The sequence below is a fragment of the Dyadobacter frigoris genome (genome assembly GCF_005280585.1).
Lineage (GTDB): Bacteria > Bacteroidota > Bacteroidia > Cytophagales > Spirosomataceae > Dyadobacter > Dyadobacter frigoris.
In genome coordinates this window covers 322,410-341,342 of sequence record NZ_SZVO01000008.1, presented here as the reverse complement: position 1 = coordinate 341,342, position 18,933 = coordinate 322,410, and the positions used below count along the sequence as shown (strand labels likewise).

The window sequence follows — 18,933 nt, the reverse complement described above, 5'->3', positions numbered from 1 at the left end:
ATTAATCACTGATGGTGACAAATAATGAATACCAACGGAACCGCGCTTCAAATTGAGCGGTTTCAATAATTTACTATCTTGAAGATTAGTCATCTTACTGACCTTTCTCTTTTGATATAAACTATTTCAACAACTTATTAAAAGCTGATTTCTATGGCAGCCAGTGGCCGTCAGCAAACAGTAAAATAAAAAATCAGGAAATACAAGAATGGAAGTTGGATCAGCCGAAGTTGGGCGGGTTTAATAGTGAAGAATGGTGTTGAAATGAATAAAGATTATTCCACCAAAAGGCATTTTTTTCCTGAAATTCAGTAATCAACGGTTCTGAAAAGGCAATAAAATGAAAATCAGTAATAACGTAGGAATGAAGCGAATGTCCGCTTAAAGAAGGAAGTGATTCATGCTGGTGTTTTTCAGAATCAGGTGCGTTTTGCGCATGTTGTGAAGCTGTTGCATAATGCATTTGCATAAAACCCCAAAAAGAAATCTGTCCCCGACTCTCCTGTTTGTGTTTTTCATAATGCTTCATAAGCTGCGGAAGGCGGCTCAATTCCTCCCAGCATTCCATTGAAGGTAGAAAGCTGCCAAGCAAAATGTGAAAACTTAATAAACAGGCGAAGATACGTATCAAGGTAACTATGAGATTATACTTGTCTTACGAATATTCAAAGATATATTTTTTTGTCCCAAGTCAATTCTCAGCCCAAATAAATACAACAAGTACTTCTTATATTCAAAAAAAACGGGATTATTTATTGCATTAAAACAATCCCGTTCTCGCTTTCAATTATTAAATATTGTATAAAAATGGTGCTTTCCTGACATAGGTTTTATCAGAAAGCTGCTCTTCCAGAAAAACAGCGATATTCTTTGTACTGATTTTAGAACCAAGACAATCCTCAGAATTTACTCCCACAGGAAAACTTTGATCAGTATATTCAATCATTGGGAGACGAACCAAAGTCCAGTCAACATCGCTTTTAATCAACATATCATATGATTTGGCTCTATCCTTATGAATTGTCGGAAAAGTGCTCTTCATCCATTCTGTCGCCGCTTTTGTCTGATCACTTTTTTTGTCAAAAGGTGTATCAATATTGATTCCGGCTACGAGAATGTAACGACGAATGCCGTATTCTCTCATTGCTTTCAGGATATTTCCGGTGGCTATACTGGCCACCATTGGCTCGCCAGGCCGTTGCCCTATCGTACTTATTACTACCTGACATCCAGAAAGTAGTGCGTGAATATCTTCAAAATTCACAGCGTCCCCTTTAACTATTTCAACAAACGAATTGGTTAAATTTAATGAGAATTGATCAGAAGGTTCATCAGGTACGGGAAGATTTCTTAAAAGGATTTTTAAACCATATCCTTTTTCTATTAAATGGTTGACAAGATATTTTCCTGTTTTCCCACCACCGCCAAGCACGGCTATTTTTATATTTTGATTCATTTCGTTTTTGTAAAATATGAAATACAATATCTTTCCTGTGATTTTCGAATTGAAAAACACAGGGTTTTTGAAGAAGTCTTAGGACTTACTTCTATTGGTTTCGATATTTTACAAAGACATTAGAATGAGACAAAAGTAATGGTTTTTGTTATTTAAAAAATTATTATGATTGGGTTATTTGCCGTCAAATTTTTGTCGTCAATTATTGCGGTGCTCCGCACCTTAGTACCTGGTTATTTCTTATCAATTTTCTACAAATATTTCGGTGCTCTGCACCTGTGTCAGTACCATAAACATGACCGACATTGTAGCCACGGATTTCAATCCACGGAAAAATTAGCCAGCACAAATTGCAATAAAAATGCCGTAGGCACGGCCGACATTGTAGCCGTGGATTTCAATCCACGGAAAAATTAGCCAGCACAAATTGGAAAAAAATGCCGTAGGCATGACCGACATTGTAACCGTGGATTTCAATCCACGGAAAAATTAGCCAGCACCAATTGGAAAAAAATGCCGTAGGTATGACCGACATTGTAACCGTGGATTTCAATCCACGGAAAAATTAGCCAGCACAAATTGGAAAAAAATGCCGTAGGCACGGCCGACATTGTAGCCGTGGATTTCAATCCACGGAAAAATTAGCCAGCACCAATTGAAAAAAAATGCCGTAGGCATGACCGACATTGTAACCGTGGATTTCAATCCACGGAAAAATTAGCCAGCACCAATTGGAAAAAAATGCCGTACGCACGGCCGACATTGTAACCGTGGATTTCAATCCACGGAAAAATTAGCCAGCACCAATTGAAAAAAAATGCCGTAGGCATGACCGACATTGTAACCGTGGATTTCAATCCACGGAAAAATTAGCCAGCACCAATTGAAAAAAAATGCCGTAGGCATGGCCGACATTGTAGCCACGGATTTCAATCCACGGAAAAATTAGCCAGCACAAATTGCAAWAAAAATGCCGTAGGCATGGCCGACATTGTAGCCGTGGATTTCAATCCACGGAAAAATTAGCCAGCACAAATTGGAAAAAAATGCCGTAGGCACGGCCGACATTGTAGCCACGGATTTCAATCCACGGAAAAATTAGCCAGCACCAATTGGAAAAAAAATGCCGTAGGCATGACCGACATTGTAGCCGTGGATTTCAATCCACGGAAAAATTAGCCAGCACCAATTGAAAAAAAATGCCGTAGGCATGGCCGACATTGTAGCCGTGGATTTCAATCCACGGAAAAATTAGCCAGCACGTATTGGAAAAAAATGCCGTAGGCATGACCGACATTGTAACCGTGGATTTCAATCCACGGAAAAATTAGCCAGCACCAATTGAAAAAAAATGCCGTAGGCATGACCGACATTGTAACCGTGGATTTCAATCCACGGAAAAATTAGCCAGCACCAATTGAAAAAAAATGCCGTAGGCATGGCCGACATTGTAGCCACGGATTTCAATCCACGGAAAAATTAGTCAGCACCAATTGGAAAAAAATGCCGTAGGCATGACCGATATATTATTCAAATAAAAGCAGGAGGAGAAGGATATAAATCAGTCGCCACATTATTTCTCATCAATTGACTAAAATATTCTGACGTTCTTCACCTCTTGGTTTATTAAATTATCATTAGCATTTTAAATTTAGTTCTTTTAATCCATGGATAACAGGAACCCAAAGCCCACCATTGGAAGTTACCAATTCAACTTGTTTGTCTTTGTAAAAACTTCCAAATAAAGCATCAGGGTTGCACAATAGTGATAGGCCAGTTACTTTTGAATCGTAAACTGGAAGAAAGAAATTGTTATAGAAAAAATATATAGATTATGAGTCGCTATTTAAAAGGTTTTGAAAGTAATGCAACAAATGCAGAACTTATTGAAGTGTTAGATCAGGCAGTTGGCATTTTGTATAATAAAAGTGCAGGTGCTGAGTCAAACGGGAAAATTTCGAATGGCCCGGTTGGATACGAATTATATGAAATGCCTGATGGTGTTGTAACCAAAACATTTGAAATTTTAACCTGCAAAGCAGCAGTCGGTAATCCGGCGGAAGATCTGGCTGAAAAATTATATGATGCTTTTTATGCCTGGCTAGTTGAAAAACAGGATGGTGAGGCATTAATCGAAGATTTCGAAGGGCCGAAAGACAAAGTTCCGGTTTCCTATATTGTTACTAACGAACCTTATTTCGTTGAACCTTTTAAAAATCTAGGGGTCAATTTTGATTTGAAAGCAGACATTGATCACAGGACTCCAGAATTGTTTGGTGAAGAATTTGCTAAGGAAATTGTCTGGACTTACACTTTTGAGGTGAGGATTTGCGCGCCAAGAAAAGGTTAAGCAAGCTCTTGATATTATTCCCTCAGAGAAGTCAGGACAAATTCCTTTTGACTTCTCTGTTTTTCTTCTTAAAATCAGTTTTTAAGCCATTTTCAAAATTCCGCAATGTTCGACCGCATCAATACATACATGATTAACCATGCAAACCTGACGGCCGAAGAATTATCCTATTTCAATTCAATCCTTCAATTTAAAACCTTTCCCAAAAAAACGATTTTACTCCATGAAGGAGAAATCTGCAATTTCGAAGCGTTCATTAATAAAGGCTGCATCAGGATGTACTATATTGATGAAAACGGTTTTGAAGTAACGTTGCAATTTGCTATTGAAGATTGGTGGGTTAGTGATATTGCCAGCTTTCATGATCAGAAACCAAGTAATATGTTCATCGAAACCCTGGAAGAATGTGAGCTTTTGATACTTTCACCGCAGTCTAAAGAATCCCTACTTTCCCACGTTCCGCAGCTGGAAAGAATGTTCCGGATTTTGGTACAGAGAAACCTTTCCAGTTTACAGGGACGACTTTTCAAAACCATCGCCACCAGCGCACAAGATAAATATCTGGATTTCATTAAACGCTATCCAACTATTCCGCAGCGCGTTCCCCAACATTATATTGCTTCCTACCTGGGTATTTCCGCCGAATTTCTGAGTAAGGTCAGAACCAAACTTGCCAAAAAATAAATTTCATTTTTTCTTTCTTCTTGTCCCAGTTCAATGTTTCCGCATTCCGGCAGCTGTTTCTTTGTATTGTTAATTTATTAAAGCAAAACAAAATAACCGGACTTGCAGAGAGTGACAATTTAACAAATCAAAAATATTTCAGATTTTGATTTTCTTGTCCTAGTTCAATGCCGGCCGCTCGCAAAATAGCGAAATTTGTATCATTAAATCGGTAAACGACTATAAATCATGGAAAGAAAAGATTTTATCCGTAAGGGCCTGATGGGAACTGGAATGTTCGTTGCGTCGGCTTCTGTTGGAAATGTTATCAAAAACGATATTGACGAATTGAAAGAACTGGACGTGATTGGTTTCAATCATTTGCCAAATACAGAATCAAAAGTGAAAGCGAACACAGTACTTCATAAAGCAGATACCCGCGGACATGCAAACCACGGCTGGCTTGACAGTCACCACAGTTTCAGTTTTGCGAATTATTACAATCCTGACCGTATGCATTTTGGTGTGCTGCGTGTTTTGAACGACGATCGTGTTGATGGCGGAAAAGGTTTTGGAAGACATCCGCATGATAATATGGAAATTATTTCAATCCCTTTGGAAGGCGATTTGGAACATAAAGACAGCATGGATAATGTGGCTGTGATCAAACATGGCGACATACAGGCAATGAGTGCCGGAACAGGGATTTTCCATAGCGAATACAACAAAAATGAAGATCAGGACGCCCGGTTCTTACAGATATGGTTGTTCCCAAAAACTAAAAATGTTACGCCTAGATACGATCAGTTAACACTGAATGTGGAAGACAGACATAACAATTTACAACAGGTTTTGTCGCCAAATGCAGACGATGCAGGTGTATCAATTAACCAGGACGCATGGTTTCACATGGGAAAATTTGATAAAGATTTCACCACAGAATATAAACTAAAAAATCCTGCCAACGGAGTTTATGCATTTGTATTAAAAGGCGATATCACCATCGAAGACAACGACTTAAATCAACGCGACGGACTTGGAATCTGGGACACAACCAGCATCTCAATCAAAGCAAATTCGCAGGATGCCGAAGTGCTTTTAATGGAAGTACCAATGTCTGTTTAGCGATTAGCTGTTAGCGTTTGGCTATTAGCTAAAAGGATCGATCCTGAGACCTTGTTAGTTCAAGAAGCCAAGTAAGTAAAGCGCTAACAACTGACAATCAACATAATAAAATTAATTCAATCCAGCCTAAAAACCGGAAGTACCGAACTAACTACTAACGCCTAACAGCCAATAGCTAAAAAATGAGTCATATTAAAATTGCAAACACTGAGCACGATGTGCTTGATTTGATTAAAAACAGATGGAGTCCGCGTTCTTTTTCCGATAAAGTAATTCCGGAGAACGATTTACATACAATTCTGGAAGCTGCCGGATGGGCGGCAAGTGCCAATAACGAACAGCCATGGCAGTATTACTATGCTTCAAAAGGTAACGACGGATTTGTACAAATCACAGAAAGTTTATTTGGTGGAAACAAACCATGGGCTCAACATGCTGATGTTTTGATCGTAGCTGTTGCCAGAAAAACATTTGAAGCAAACCAAACTGAAAATGGTGCAGCTATGCATGATCTGGGAATGGCCAATGCACATTTGCTTTTGCAGGCATCGGCATTGAATATTTACAGTCACATGATGGGTGGTTTTGACAGAGTGAAAATTTCAGAAACCCTGAATTTGACTGAAAATCAATTACCTGTTGCGATTATCGCATTGGGTTATCTGGACGAAGCTGAGAAACTGGAAGAACCATTTAAAACCAGAGAACTTACGCCACGTGTTCGTAAACCTTTAAGTGAATTTGTTTTTTCTAAAAACTGATAAGATCATGGAACCTGTGAAAGTAAATATTCTGGCAGTTGGACGACATGAAGAAATTCTTGAAACAGTCTTGCGTATCATTAATAAAAGTGAAAACTGGACAGCTCATGGCGCTTTGACAGATGAAAAAGCAATAGCATTATTTGAAGAACAAAAATTTGATATCGTTCTTTTATGCGGCGGTATTGAAGAGGAATGCGAAGCGGTGCTTCGTGTCACTTTCACAGAAAAAGATCCTGAAATTATTATCATTCAGCATTACGGTGGCGGAAGCGGATTATTGAGTAACGAAATTATTCATGCGCTTTCAAAACGTAATTCATTACCAAATTCAATTTCCTGATTTTTCTTGTCCCAGTTCAATGTCCAGGGCTTTAAATCTTCGGAAATTTGTATAACAAAAAACAAAACAATCATGGAAAATCAAATCTTAGGTCTGCACCATATCACTGCCATAGCAGGAAACGCAAAACGTAATCACGACTTTTATACCAAAGTTCTTGGCCTGAGATTAGTAAAAAAAACCGTCAATTTTGACGATCCCGGAACTTATCATTTTTATTACGGTGACGAAGTTGGATCAGCCGGTACAATTCTGACATTTTTCCCTTGGGAAGGTACAGCACAAGGTCGTACCGGAACAGGTTTGGCAACAGATATTGGTTATTCCGTACCAAAAGGAAGTCTGGATTTTTGGGCTGATCGTTTTACCGAATTCAAGGTAAAACAAGGAAATAAAGATGAGAAATTCGGCGAATTATATCTTCCTTTCCAGGATCCCGACGGATTGAAAATCAACCTGATTGAATCAAAAATTGAGGATACAAGAAAACCATGGGAAACTGCCGATGTAAAAGCGGATGTTGCTACCAAAGGATTTCATAGCATCGTTTTGACGCTAAAAAATATAAAGCCAACCGCTGAAATTTTGACCGATATTTTCGGATATAAACTTTTGGAACAGGAAGGAAATCGTTACCGGTTTATCACGGATGCTGTTGAAAATGCAGCGATTGTTGATCTGATAGAATCACCAAATGAAGAACGTGGTTATAATGCCGGTGGTACTAATCACCACGTTGCCTTTCGTGTGAAAAATGATCAGGTTTTGATGGAATTCCGTGAAAAAATTGCGAGCAAAGGTTTGAATATCACACCAAAAATTGACCGTGATTACTTCTTTTCTCTTTATTTCAGAGAACCAGGTGGGGTTTTATTTGAACTTGCATCTGAAAATCCAGGCTTTGCAATTGACGAAACGATTGAAAACCTGGGCAGTAGTTTAAGGTTGCCAAAACAGTACGAAAGTTCACGTGCTGAAATTGAAAAAATATTGCCAAAACTGGTTTAAGTTCTTTGGAAGGGATATGATTTATAGTCATTTATCTCATATCCCTTCCTCTTTAAAACTTGCAATATTTTCAAAAATCAATTTAGATTTAAAATTATTATGCATACCAAAAAAGTAATAACAGCCGGAAAAGTTATTGATAAAACGGACAAAGTTTTGATCATGATTCATGGCCGGGGAGGAAGCGCACAGGATATTCTATCGCTGGCTGCACATCTGAATACTAATGATTACGCGCTTCTTGCTCCCCAGGCCACCAACAATACCTGGTATCCAACTTCATTTTTGGCAGCACCCGCAATTAATGAGCCCTGGCTTTCTTCCGCTGTTGACGTGATCGATGATGTTGTTGCTGACGTTATTGCCAAAGGAATTTTGAAAGAGAATATTTTCTTTCTTGGATTTTCACAAGGTGCTTGTTTGACGCTTGAATATGTTGCCCGAAATGCAACTAAATACGGTGGAGTTGTTGCCTTTACAGGCGGACTTATCGGTGATAAAATTTATACGGAAAACTACTCCGGAGATTTTGGAGGAACACCCATTTTTATAGGAACCAGCAATCCAGATCCACATGTCCCGGTTTCAAGAGTTCAAGAAACCACCGCTGTTTTGGAATCCATGCATGCTGAGGTTTATGAAAAAATATATCCGAATATGGGACATACCATCAGTCACGATGAAATAGAAAAAGCTAATACATTGATTTTCAATAAGTAACATTCCGTTTATTCCGACCAACGACCACTATATACTTTGTATATTGGTCGCTGGCTTTTTTCTGCAAAATGTATCCCCAATTACTTTGCGGTTTTATTCCAGATCATGCTTACCACCTTCATCATGACCTACAAAAAGCATGTAGCGAAGAGAAATCCCGAATGCCCATCCGCTTCCATCTGCTTTAATCGTCGCCGTTTGGGTTTGTACTTTGTTTACGTAGTAGTCAAGATTTGTTGATAGCGAGTTTCCCAGTCCCCAACGTTTTCTTGCATAAAAACTAAGATCAAACGCTTTGGCAACTTTGATAACGTATTCAGCAGTAGCATCTGCAAAACCGGTTATTTTTGTGTTCGTCCTGGTATCACTGCTCAAATATAATGTATCATTGGTTAACCTTGTACGTCTTATATAACCTTCAAACTCCATAAAATCCTTCTGTTTTCCGGAATTAGGCACGATACCTGCGCCAGCGCCAATCCAGAATGCAGAACGGCGGACAGAAGAATTTGATTTCCCAAACAAAATCCTCCGTTTTGCCCGGATGGCAATGTTATTTTTATCATTATCCATCTTATATTCCAATGGATTGGCATTGTTGATAATGAGCGTGTTATGGATAGGCGACCGTGCATATTCCAATTCAAGTCCCCACTTTTCCTGATTCACCCAGCCAATGGAAGCACTATATCCGGAGCGGCTGGCGGATTTTGTATCAACCAATCCCTGAAGAGTATTTGTCAGCGTACTTTTATCTGTACCAATAAATCCATCAAAGCCTATATACCAGCGGTTACGGATTTTTTCTGTTGAATATTTGGCAAAAATTGCTTTCTCTCTGTTTGTCTTAAACGTATTGATCTGAGGAGTTACCAGATCATAAAAGGGTTTTACCGGAGCTGTTACCGGATTATAATAATCTTCATTTTGTGCAAAAACAGCGTTGGCACAAAGCGCTAAAACAAGAAGGGTATAAATTGACTTCATAAAAAAACAAGTTCTGACTTCAATTAGCTTTACGCTAAGTAAGTCAGAACCGTTGCAGTGTACAAAAATATGATATTAAGTTATTTAACAACAGGAAAAGCTACAATTCTAACTTTGGTAAATCCATAAGGAACCAGTGTAATCTTCTCCGTTTTTTCATCAACCTCTCCGCGGTAAATCCCGGTTCTGTCCGTTACCGGTTGTCTCGCCAAGCCATCTACCACTTTCCAATTCGGAATTTTCTTCCCGGAAGCAGTAATTTCAATCGGTGCGTGAGCCAGATTCCAGACAAATTTTTCTGATATCGGTTTTACCACAACCGTCAGATTACTTTTTGGATCTTTTACAATGCTTTCCAAAAGTCCATAGTTCCAATCTGATTTTGGATAAACGCTGAAATAATCGCCTTCATTTTTCTCATTTCCCTTTTCCCATTTTTCTTCCAGTTTGAGCGCATAAACTAACGGGCCGCGTTCGATCGTTCTCGAATTTTTGCCCCAGTTTGAAGTCGTCATTTCCATCGGGAATTCCAGCGTCAGCTTATCATCGTTTTTCCAGATACGGTTTAAGGTAATAACCTGACCACCTTTTTCTCTTTTTAATTCCTTACCATTGAGTGTCAAAACAGCTTCTTTGCACCAGGTTGGGATTCTTAACTGTAACGGAAAACTAACGTCCTCTTTCGTGGTAAATTCAAAATTAATTTTGTCATCAAAAGGGAAATTGGTTATTTCTTTGATACTGATTTCCGTATTTGTTTTACCGACTTTCGAAGTAATTTCATTAGGACTGTATTCCAAAGCGGCCAATCCGTTTGCGGAAGTACCATACCAGAGATGACTTGCGAACTTCGTCCAGCCCTGATGCATATTGGCCAGACAGCATGTGTAACCACTTTTCATCCCAAGCACATTGTTCATTTCCCTCTCAAAAGGCAAAGAAAAATCAAAAACACCTCTGCTGATCTGCACCTGATTGGCAACCTGAAAATATTGTTTGGCGTTATAATCGTCCGTCGTCTGGGTTGGTAATGCGTTAAAAGTCATCCGTTCCAGTGCATCCATGTATTGGATATCCCCTGTTATCCCGATTATCTCTTCGAGTGAAAACATAGCTTCGGTTATCGCACATAGTTCAACACCCTGTGTTGGTGCATTTCCGTGAATATCCTCGTCGCCTGAAAAAACACCCATTGGCAAACCATGAAGTGTCATTAAATCATTAAATCCGGTTTTTAACTGATTCAGATACTTAGGATTTTTTGTCCGCTGATAATTCATCGAAGGCGATTTCAAACCCATCGCTACATTCACCGCGTGGCGGCGCATCCAATGTTCATCATTTTGCTGGGTTGCAGCATTGATCGCCCAGGTTCTTCCGCCAAACCATTCACTCCATTGATAGGATTGGGATTCGATCAGGTTTGCAAGCTCAATTAACGATTTGTCATGATTGATGCTGTAAAGCCACTGTGCAATCATGATATTGTCAGCGCCCCTGGATTCCGCCCATTCTGACCATTTATTGATTGGACAGGTTTTAAGTGATTGAAGCTGATATTTAAAAAAACGGTTCATAAAAGGAATTACACGCGGATCATTTGACGCCAGATAATATTGACGTATTACTTTCAGCATCACCATTTTCGGCCACCAGTCCTCTCCTGCCGAGCAATTTCCGGGTGTTATCACTGTTTTATTTTCACGCTCTTCTTTTGTTATCGGCCCAAAATAACCTGATGGTCGCTGACGATCAATCGTCCAGTTGATGTATTGTAAAACTTTATCCTTTACAACTTTATCGTCCAAAAGATACGCCAACGGAACTGCACCGTCTAGCCAGTACGGCGTTTCCTCCCAGCCATCTCCCTTTCCGCCAAGCCAGCCATTGTCATTTTTCACTTTGGCATAAACTTCATCCAGATGTCCGGTTGTACCATCACGCATAATTTCCAATTGATCACGCAGCCAACCTTTTGGTTTTATGGCATTTAACGGAAGTTGATGATAAGGTTGGGATTCTAAAAAAGAAGTGGCAGACTTAACTTTCTGAGCACTAACCTGTGTAGAAGTGAAATATAAAGAGGCGATTAACAAAGAGAATTTAGCAGCCTTTTGAGCCGAAATATATAGTGACATGAATTTAGACTTTTCAATATTTATCAAAATCCGGATTTTTCAATTTGATTAAACCTGATTTAGATTAAAGGATCAAAAGTCTGTTTTTTACTACGCAAAAGTTAAATCAGATTACAGAATCCATTTTCTTTCCGTTGTAAAAGAAATAGTCAGCCACATCGTATAATTTCCTTTAATCCGGTCGTAAACTTCCTGACGGATCACATCGAGTTCAGCTACTTTCATGTCCGACATCGATTTTGGTAAAAGGAAATCAATTTCTACAGTATAACTGCTTCCCGTTTTTGCGACCCTCACTAACGATTCCAGAAAACCATACTGCAAAGTTATTTCATCAACATTTGTATGCATGAGATCTTCAACCTCGTCGTCAGGAGCAAATTGAAGTAATTCTCTGATATTTTTTTTAAAAGTTTTGGCAGGAATTCTCAGAAAGACTAACGAAATAATAACGACCATCGCCGGATCAATGTAAGGGACCAGATATTCATATTCGGTTTTAGTAAGAAAAAAAGCCAGAGACAATCCAGCCAAAACACCAAAACTCAAAAGTGCGTCGAGCTGCCATTCTGTCGACTCAATACGGACATATTCCGAGCCGAGTTTTACCGCGTTGGCTTTGAAATACAGCCAAAGAATAAAACAACCGATGATTGAAAAAATCAAATACGGCAATGCCAGATCCATTTCAACAATTTTGCCTCCATTGATCAAATCGATAACGGACGTTGTCAGCGAATAAAGACAAAGAAAAATGATAACCGAAGTTTGAACTGTGATAGCAAAAGGTTCAAATTGAGATCGCCCAAACGGCAAATTATCATCGTCCGGTTTTCTGATAAAATTATTAACAAACAAAGAAACACCTGAAAGACTGATGCCAATCATGGAAAAAAGTGCATCGAAAATAATTGCTTTTGAGTCAACAACGATCCCTATAATAATGGCCCAAACCGTAAAAACGGAACCAAGCCAGATTGATAGTTTGATCAACTTTCTTTCCTCTATGCGCTTCTTTCGGGGATTCATAAATTTTTGAGATAATTAATATCTTTTAGATTACAAAGGTATGGGGTTCTTTTAAATTTTGGGGCACTGTGCAAATTTGGTAATATGGATTAGTAGTGATGATCAAATTTCTGTTCTATGATATTCGGGTCTGTGGTATGTGTCCTAACCTCGATCCTACTTTTCTTTTTCAATCAAATATTGAAAAGGAATGCGTCTATGCAGATACACCAAGGAATTAGTCACAATATATTACTTCAACTGTCAAAAGTATATTTGTTCGAATCACCAATTTAAATCTGCCCTTTTTACAAAACTTATATTCTTTGTTTGACTATAAGTTGTCAAGTTACTTAACAAAACTTATATTCACTTTATAAAGCCTAACTAATGAGTAAATCAAGAAAGGAAAAATTAATTAAAGAAATTGAAAACAATATTGAGAGGTTAGAAATGCTACTAATAGATACCACTGATGAAACCATGATGAAGAATATCAGGATTTGATTAAAGAGATACAACTAGCTAAACAAGCCGTAATAATTCTAAAAACTATGTAGGACCAAACTAAACAACAATCACTACTATCATGAATAATATCACCGAAAAAATAATATCTCAAAAAAGTCTAAAATCAGAAATCAGAGAAAAACTAGACGAGATTCACTCTATGATGAATGAAATTTCTCATAGTAAGCTGACGATCATGGATATAGAATATGATCTTTCGGAATGGATCACGTTAACGGATTATTCAAAAAAATATAATCTTTCGATTAGCCGTGTTCAGCAATGGATAATTAGAGGCATAGTTCCGTCTGACTGTGTGATCGTTGTGCCAGAGCTTAATTATCTGAAACTTCTTAAAAACAAGATGTATTATACAAAGACCAATAAAAAATTGAATTTGGGCAATTAACAAAAAATGCCCTTCAAGCTTCACTCAAAGGGCATTTCCATCAAAATAGATTTAGCAACAAGGCGTCAGATTTTAAGTTAAAGAAAGAATACTCACGACCAAAAACCCTGCACCCTAACCGTATCACAATCACTTTTCTTCAATTCCTTTCTCAAATGTCCACAACTGGGGATATGTCCTGCCACATAAACGGTTGCATGATTAAAATCCTTTTTTCTGGCCCAGTTTGTTAAAGCATGAAAACCTCCCTGATCCGTCTGCGCGACGGGCTGAATATTCCAGTTAAAATATTCCATAAATTCGGCACGGTGGTTTTCTTCTTCAATCGCAATCGCTCCCGTTATATTTTTCGATCCGGCCAATTGCTGCAAAGCAAGATAGTGCCCGATCGTCGTCATATCGCCCAGTGCAATCATATCACCTCCTTCAACAGGTCTGTGCATGGTTGCCCCAACGCCAACATATGTGATCTTGTCTCCCGTGTTCAGTGATCTCACCCAATCACTTCCGGGCCCCTCCTGCATTGCATTAATATAAAGTGTACAAGTTCTTGTTTCTACATCCCAACCGGCAGGGGTATAATCGCGGTATAGTCCAGGTGCGACTTTGACTTTCATATGTTGAACGCGATCCCAACCAGACATATCCAGCACAGGAAAGTGTACATCAAGTTCGAAAAATGTTGCAGGATTCCAGGCTCTGATGGCCAGTATCGTCCCTTCTTTGGCTAGTGCATTTTCGAATAAATTAAGAGCAGTTTGTTTGAGAATATTCATGATTATGGCTATTTGGTGTTAATAATTAAATCCTGGCGGTCAACTATAAACGGGTAGACGAATCAACTTTTGTTTTACTTTAATCTGAACAAAAAAATATTCAGAATAGATTAACCGCCCTAGTCAACCGACGATACAAAACAACGCATGAAATGGGGAAACGGAAAGAGAGAAAGAGCGGGAAAAGCTGGACTATTTGCGGTATTCTTTTCGAAAAGCTGCGGGATAGCTCCCTGTCACCTTCTGAAATAAGCGTGAAAAATAAGTCGGATCAGAATATCCAATTTTGAAAGCAATTTCTTTAATATTTAGATCTGTATAATACAGAAGCCTTTTTGCTTCCATCATTATCTCACGCTGAATCCAGTAACTTACGGAAAAACCAGTAATATTTTTTACAACTTCGTTTAAATAGGACGGTGTAATATTTAAAGCCTCAGCGTACTCCGCAGGACTTTTCAGGGTTTTGAAATTTTTCAAAACCATTTTTTTTAAAATGTTACTGATAATTACGGGCCGGGAATTTCCTTGCCAATGTTGTTGCTTATGCTGCTGAAAAATACTGGCGAAAGTGCCTGCACAAACCTGAATCATGGAACGAAGTGCCAATTGCTGAAAAGGCAAATCTTCCTGATTTTGGAGCATTTCGTATAATAATTCGATAGATTTATCCAGAATCCCGGCTGTCTTAATGCTTAATGGAACAGGTTCCGGATGTGCCATATAATCTTCAAAAATGGCTCTATAAGTGTCGTCAAGTGAGGCCAGATCTGTGGCAATAAACCAGCCTACTGCATCAAAAGCTGTTTTTGAATGGTGAACCTGACCTGGCAGAATGCAAAAAATAACGCACCCTTCAAAGCTGACTTCCTGGAAATCGACCATCATTTTACTGCTCCCGCTTTGTTGGAAAATGAAGATATAATGATCATCCCGGTGCGCCCCATATCCCGCTACCTCAGACGATTTATTTGCATCAATCCTGTGAATGTCCAGACCAAGGTTTGTCCGGTCACTTAAGGAATGAAGCGGAATGACAGGATTCTGAGGCATTTTTTTAATTATAAAAACGATGCAAAATAATTATTTTTTCAATTTCACAGCTCTGTCCAGCATATCCGTTGACTGTAAAATCTTGTTTTTCAAATAATATGGATAATCAGGATTTGCTTTTAAAAATGAACTGGCAATATTGGCTGATTCCAGATCCGAATGACCGGAAAAAGTAGCGCTCAACCACCTTTGCGGGAAGAAAATATCACCCGTTAGCTGAACTTCCTGCAACAGATCCAACGACGGTTTTAAATACTTGTTCGCGTTTTTAGCACGTAACGGATGGTGCAAATAACCTAATGCCTCCAAAACCCAGGCTTCATGCTCTCTGTTTTCAGGTCTTTTCAACGACTCGAAAAAAGCATCCCGCACATTTTGATCCGGGCTTAAAGCCGGTATTACAAATTTCATCCGGGACTTGCGATCCGGATTTTTGGTATCATTTAATTGCTTCTCAAAAATCGCTTTTCCGTCACCTTTCTGTTTCAATATTAGTTCATAAGCCAAGGTAATTTTATCATCTTCGGACAGAATCAGATCTTTCACTTTCAACTTTTCATTCCATAAAGATTCCACTTTGCTCAATCCGTCATCTGTCATGGCGATATTTTTAAAAACCCGGAAATAGGAATTTTTCATGCCCTTATCCGTAGTTGTTTCCAGTAGCGTCCATAAAACTTTTTCTATCTTTTCCTGATATTGACTTCTTTGTGATTCAGTCAGGAAAGTCCACCAGGTCGTTTGCAGATTCCCCAGCAAATTATCTGAAATAAGTGCGTTATTTTCTTTTGGTAAAATATCGATCAGGATACTTATAAAATGTTCTGGCGCAGCTCCATCTCCACGTAGAAATCCTTCCCAGATATTAACCAGCATGGCTCCGCGGAAAACAGGATCAATTAACATCGTGTCCTTCGCTGAATTGTAGTTTTTCAGAAAATAGTCTTCGGACACCGAATCCATTTTAAAATATCCATACCCTTGTCCATTTGAATTTGGAAAAACCATGGCAGGCAAATCTGGCTTTCTGACGTTCTGGGGCTTGTTATTCAGATTAATACGAATGCTTCCCTGAGCAAACATTTCTTTCCAGATCGTAACCACCGGCTGTTGCCAGATCCGGCCAGAAAGTGAATCTTTTTTCTGTTGGATCTGGATTTCATCTTTATTTCCTACGAATTCATACTCCGGCATCCCCGGCGTTTTTACCCAGACATTGCTCCAAGTCGTAATATCCTCGGGACTCTTATTATCAATAATACCAATCAGATCATCCCATTTAGCATTGCTGAATGAAAAAGATTTCAAATATTCACGCAAGCTTTCCCGCATTAAGTTTTCACCTATTTTCTTTTCCAGTTGGCGCATCACAATCGGCGCTTTCTGGTAAATAATTCCACCGTAAAGTGTTCCTGCATTTTTAAGATTTCCGAGTTTTTGAAGGATCGGATTTGTACCGCTGCTCCTGTCCACTTCATATGCACCGGGATAATGTGCGAGCAGAAAACGCAGGTCATGATTGATTTCAGGAAAGCTTGGATGTACGATTTTGGCGGCCATGAAATTGGCAAAAACTTCTTTAAGCCAAACATCGTTAAACCAGTCCATCGTAACCAGATCGCCAAACCACATATGCGCGGATTCATGCGCTATTACGCTTGCACGAGCCAGTTTTCTGTTTATAGGAGCATTTTCATCCAGAAAAAGAGAAGACTCGTTATAAAAGATAGAACCCGGATGCTCCATTCCGCCATATTGAAATGATGGTATCAGGACAAAATCAAATTTACCAAACGGATATTTTATGGCCGTGTAATCTTCCAGCCAGGTCAACGATTTTGCGTGTAGATTGAAAACTTCATCACTATTGCGTTTCACTTTCACACTATCCGTTTCACGATAATACATTGTCATCGCCCGATTATCAACTATTTTTTCAGTCTTGAAAAATTTGCCGACAGCAAAGGCAAACAGATAAGAACTGATCGGTTTTGTTTTTTCAAAGTGATAAATATTCTGATCTCCTGTAGAAGTTTTTTCTTTCAAAATACCATTTGAAACAGCTTCCCAATGTTTCGGTGTTTTTAAAGTCAGGCTATAAGAAGCTTTTAAATTGGGCTGGTCAAAAAGTGGAAAACAAGTTGAAGCACGGTCGGGGACAAAAAGTGTATATAAATATTCTTCGTTTCTATTCAGGGAAAGATCTCCGGCCGTAAATATAATTTCGATCTCATTTTTTCCTTTAACAAGCTGATCCGTTTTTATAACTATATGCTCATTAATAAAATCGTAAGAAATCTCCTTTCCCGCAGATTTTACAGCATGTACATGAGCACTATCTGTACTAAAATCCATTACGAGTGCAGAATCCAGAGATTTCAGATTGAACGTTATAAGTTGTTTTCCTTCAATGGCCTGAATTTTCTGTGAAGGAATTTCCAGTTCAATAGCATAGTGAATACTGTCAATTGTTTTCTTTCGATATTCATTCAAAGCAAATGAAACACCTTTCCCGGGTGTTTCATTTTTTGCATTTTTACAATTCAGGTTGGTCAGCATAATACTGATGAAAAACAGAATTAAATAGCGGATTTGCATTGGATCAATATCTTTAAAACGGAGAATATTCTAACAGGAGTATTACTTTTCCTTTAACAAAATCAATTGAGTTCTTTGGTTATTATTTAATCCCGGATTATCATCGGTCACCAAAAGTATCTGTCTTTTTCCAGTTTCAACCGGCCACCAGGACATACCTTCCAGGTTGTCCACAACAAAAGGGAAATTGTCGTTAAAATCAAAAGCGGGAGCAGAATCTTTCTTTAAAGTCGATCCTTCAACGGTAACCTGCCAAAGTTTTGCTTTGATCTTTTTGGAAGCTTTTTCATCAAAACATCTTTCCAAAACCAATAACTGATTTTCATTAACCGCCAGGATTTCAGAAATTCCACCTCTTTTTTCGGTTACACTCAAAGGACAACCACTTCTGTCGATAATATAACTGTATGGAATTGCCTCGCCATAACCAGAATTTTTTCTATTAAATTTCCAAAAATGAATGGTATCATTTCCAACTTCCGTTTCACCCTGCCAACCCGATTCCGGTGCAATCCAGACCGTTCCGCTATCCGTAACTGCAATCGCTTCAATTCCCTTATTATCCGCTGGTAGATGCATGGGTGGAATTAAATAGGCAGGAGGAAAGGAATCATAGTAACCGACATAAGTGGTGGTGTCATTAGTATCCTTATTCGGTTTGTATTCATTTTCAACGGCATATAAAAAAGTAGAATACCGCGGATCAAACCGGATTGCTTCAAACCAGTATCCTGTTTTTTTAGCAATCGCAATATCCTGTCTTTTTTCAAAATCACGGATATTATAAATACTGTCGAAGATAAAATAATTGCCCCGGTCACTGGCCAGATGCCATTGATTTTTGGAAGAAATATACTCAATTCCCGAAATGCCGTGCAATGCGCCTATAGGTTTTTTAGCCAGAATTGTATAATCAGACAACTCGAATTTAATCGATTGCGCTTTTAAGGAATGAATACAAAAACAAGAAAAAAGGACCAGAATTAACTTCTTCATCTTAAAAACGCTTTTATTGAGGAGCAGACAAA

At 38.6% G+C, this 18,933-nt stretch carries 17 protein-coding genes; 8 read left to right on the top strand and 9 right to left on the bottom strand.

Annotated elements, in window-relative coordinates; genetic code table 11:
• Positions 1-220: 220 nt before the first annotated feature.
• Positions 221-631, bottom strand: coding sequence for a hypothetical protein (locus FDK13_RS18655; RefSeq protein ID WP_137341524.1), 411 nt, complete (start codon positions 629-631; stop codon positions 221-223).
• A gap of 159 nt (positions 632-790) precedes the next feature.
• A complete protein-coding gene (locus FDK13_RS18650; protein ID WP_137341523.1) occupies positions 791-1,456 on the bottom strand; it encodes an NAD(P)-dependent oxidoreductase in 666 nt (221 codons plus the stop codon).
• Between the two features lie 1,834 nt (positions 1,457-3,290).
• Between FDK13_RS18650 and FDK13_RS18645 the strand changes: the two genes are divergently transcribed.
• From FDK13_RS18645 to FDK13_RS18615, 7 genes are all read left to right on the top strand, one after another.
• Positions 3,291-3,806: a hypothetical protein gene (locus tag FDK13_RS18645; RefSeq protein WP_137341522.1), complete on the top strand. Its 516-nt coding sequence runs from the start codon at positions 3,291-3,293 to the stop codon at positions 3,804-3,806.
• Positions 3,807-3,911: 105 nt separating this feature from the next.
• Positions 3,912-4,490: a Crp/Fnr family transcriptional regulator gene (locus tag FDK13_RS18640; protein WP_137341521.1), complete on the top strand. Its 579-nt coding sequence runs from the start codon at positions 3,912-3,914 to the stop codon at positions 4,488-4,490.
• A gap of 228 nt (positions 4,491-4,718) precedes the next feature.
• The gene (locus FDK13_RS18635) at positions 4,719-5,594 is read left to right on the top strand and encodes a pirin family protein (protein WP_137341520.1); all 876 of its coding nucleotides are present in this window, start codon (positions 4,719-4,721) and stop codon (positions 5,592-5,594) included.
• Positions 5,595-5,776: 182 nt separating this feature from the next.
• The gene (locus tag FDK13_RS18630; RefSeq protein ID WP_137341519.1) at positions 5,777-6,355 is read left to right on the top strand and encodes a nitroreductase family protein; all 579 of its coding nucleotides are present in this window, start codon (positions 5,777-5,779) and stop codon (positions 6,353-6,355) included.
• Positions 6,356-6,362: 7 nt separating this feature from the next.
• Positions 6,363-6,698: a hypothetical protein gene (locus FDK13_RS18625; RefSeq protein ID WP_137341518.1), complete on the top strand. Its 336-nt coding sequence runs from the start codon at positions 6,363-6,365 to the stop codon at positions 6,696-6,698.
• Positions 6,699-6,770: 72 nt separating this feature from the next.
• On the top strand, positions 6,771-7,706 hold the full coding sequence (locus FDK13_RS18620; protein ID WP_137341517.1) for a ring-cleaving dioxygenase: 936 nt from the start codon (positions 6,771-6,773) through the stop codon (positions 7,704-7,706).
• Positions 7,707-7,805: 99 nt separating this feature from the next.
• Entirely contained in the window at positions 7,806-8,426 is a 621-nt protein-coding gene (locus FDK13_RS18615; protein WP_137341516.1) for an alpha/beta hydrolase, read from the top strand.
• 93 nt (positions 8,427-8,519) lie between these two features.
• Here the strand turns inward: FDK13_RS18615 and FDK13_RS18610 are convergent, their stop codons facing one another.
• The 3 genes from FDK13_RS18610 to FDK13_RS18600 all read right to left on the bottom strand — a co-directional run bounded on the left by FDK13_RS18610 (position 8,520) and on the right by FDK13_RS18600 (position 12,580).
• Positions 8,520-9,413, bottom strand: a complete 894-nt coding sequence (locus FDK13_RS18610) for a hypothetical protein (RefSeq protein WP_137341515.1) — start codon at positions 9,411-9,413, stop codon at positions 8,520-8,522.
• An 80-nt stretch (positions 9,414-9,493) separates the two neighbouring features.
• Positions 9,494-11,551, bottom strand: a complete 2,058-nt coding sequence (locus tag FDK13_RS18605; RefSeq protein WP_137341514.1) for a beta-L-arabinofuranosidase domain-containing protein — start codon at positions 11,549-11,551, stop codon at positions 9,494-9,496.
• Between the two features lie 111 nt (positions 11,552-11,662).
• Positions 11,663-12,580: a cation diffusion facilitator family transporter gene (locus FDK13_RS18600; RefSeq protein ID WP_137341513.1), complete on the bottom strand. Its 918-nt coding sequence runs from the start codon at positions 12,578-12,580 to the stop codon at positions 11,663-11,665.
• A 568-nt stretch (positions 12,581-13,148) separates the two neighbouring features.
• Between FDK13_RS18600 and FDK13_RS18595 the strand changes: the two genes are divergently transcribed.
• Positions 13,149-13,478 (top strand): hypothetical protein, encoded by a 330-nt coding sequence (locus FDK13_RS18595; RefSeq protein ID WP_137341512.1) that lies wholly within the window; start codon positions 13,149-13,151, stop codon positions 13,476-13,478.
• 92 nt (positions 13,479-13,570) lie between these two features.
• On the opposite strand, the gene FDK13_RS18590 is transcribed toward FDK13_RS18595, so the two are convergent.
• From FDK13_RS18590 to FDK13_RS18575, 4 genes are all read right to left on the bottom strand, one after another.
• Complete coding sequence (locus FDK13_RS18590) at positions 13,571-14,254, bottom strand: SIP domain-containing protein (RefSeq protein WP_137341511.1); 684 nt, start codon at positions 14,252-14,254, stop codon at positions 13,571-13,573.
• Positions 14,255-14,446: 192 nt separating this feature from the next.
• Positions 14,447-15,307, bottom strand: coding sequence for a helix-turn-helix domain-containing protein (locus tag FDK13_RS18585; RefSeq protein WP_137341510.1), 861 nt, complete (start codon positions 15,305-15,307; stop codon positions 14,447-14,449).
• Positions 15,308-15,337: 30 nt separating this feature from the next.
• A complete protein-coding gene (locus FDK13_RS18580; protein WP_229216099.1) occupies positions 15,338-17,905 on the bottom strand; it encodes a M1 family aminopeptidase in 2,568 nt (855 codons plus the stop codon).
• 42 nt (positions 17,906-17,947) lie between these two features.
• A complete protein-coding gene (locus FDK13_RS18575; protein WP_170982836.1) occupies positions 17,948-18,901 on the bottom strand; it encodes an esterase-like activity of phytase family protein in 954 nt (317 codons plus the stop codon).
• Between the last annotated feature and the right edge of the window lie 32 nt (positions 18,902-18,933).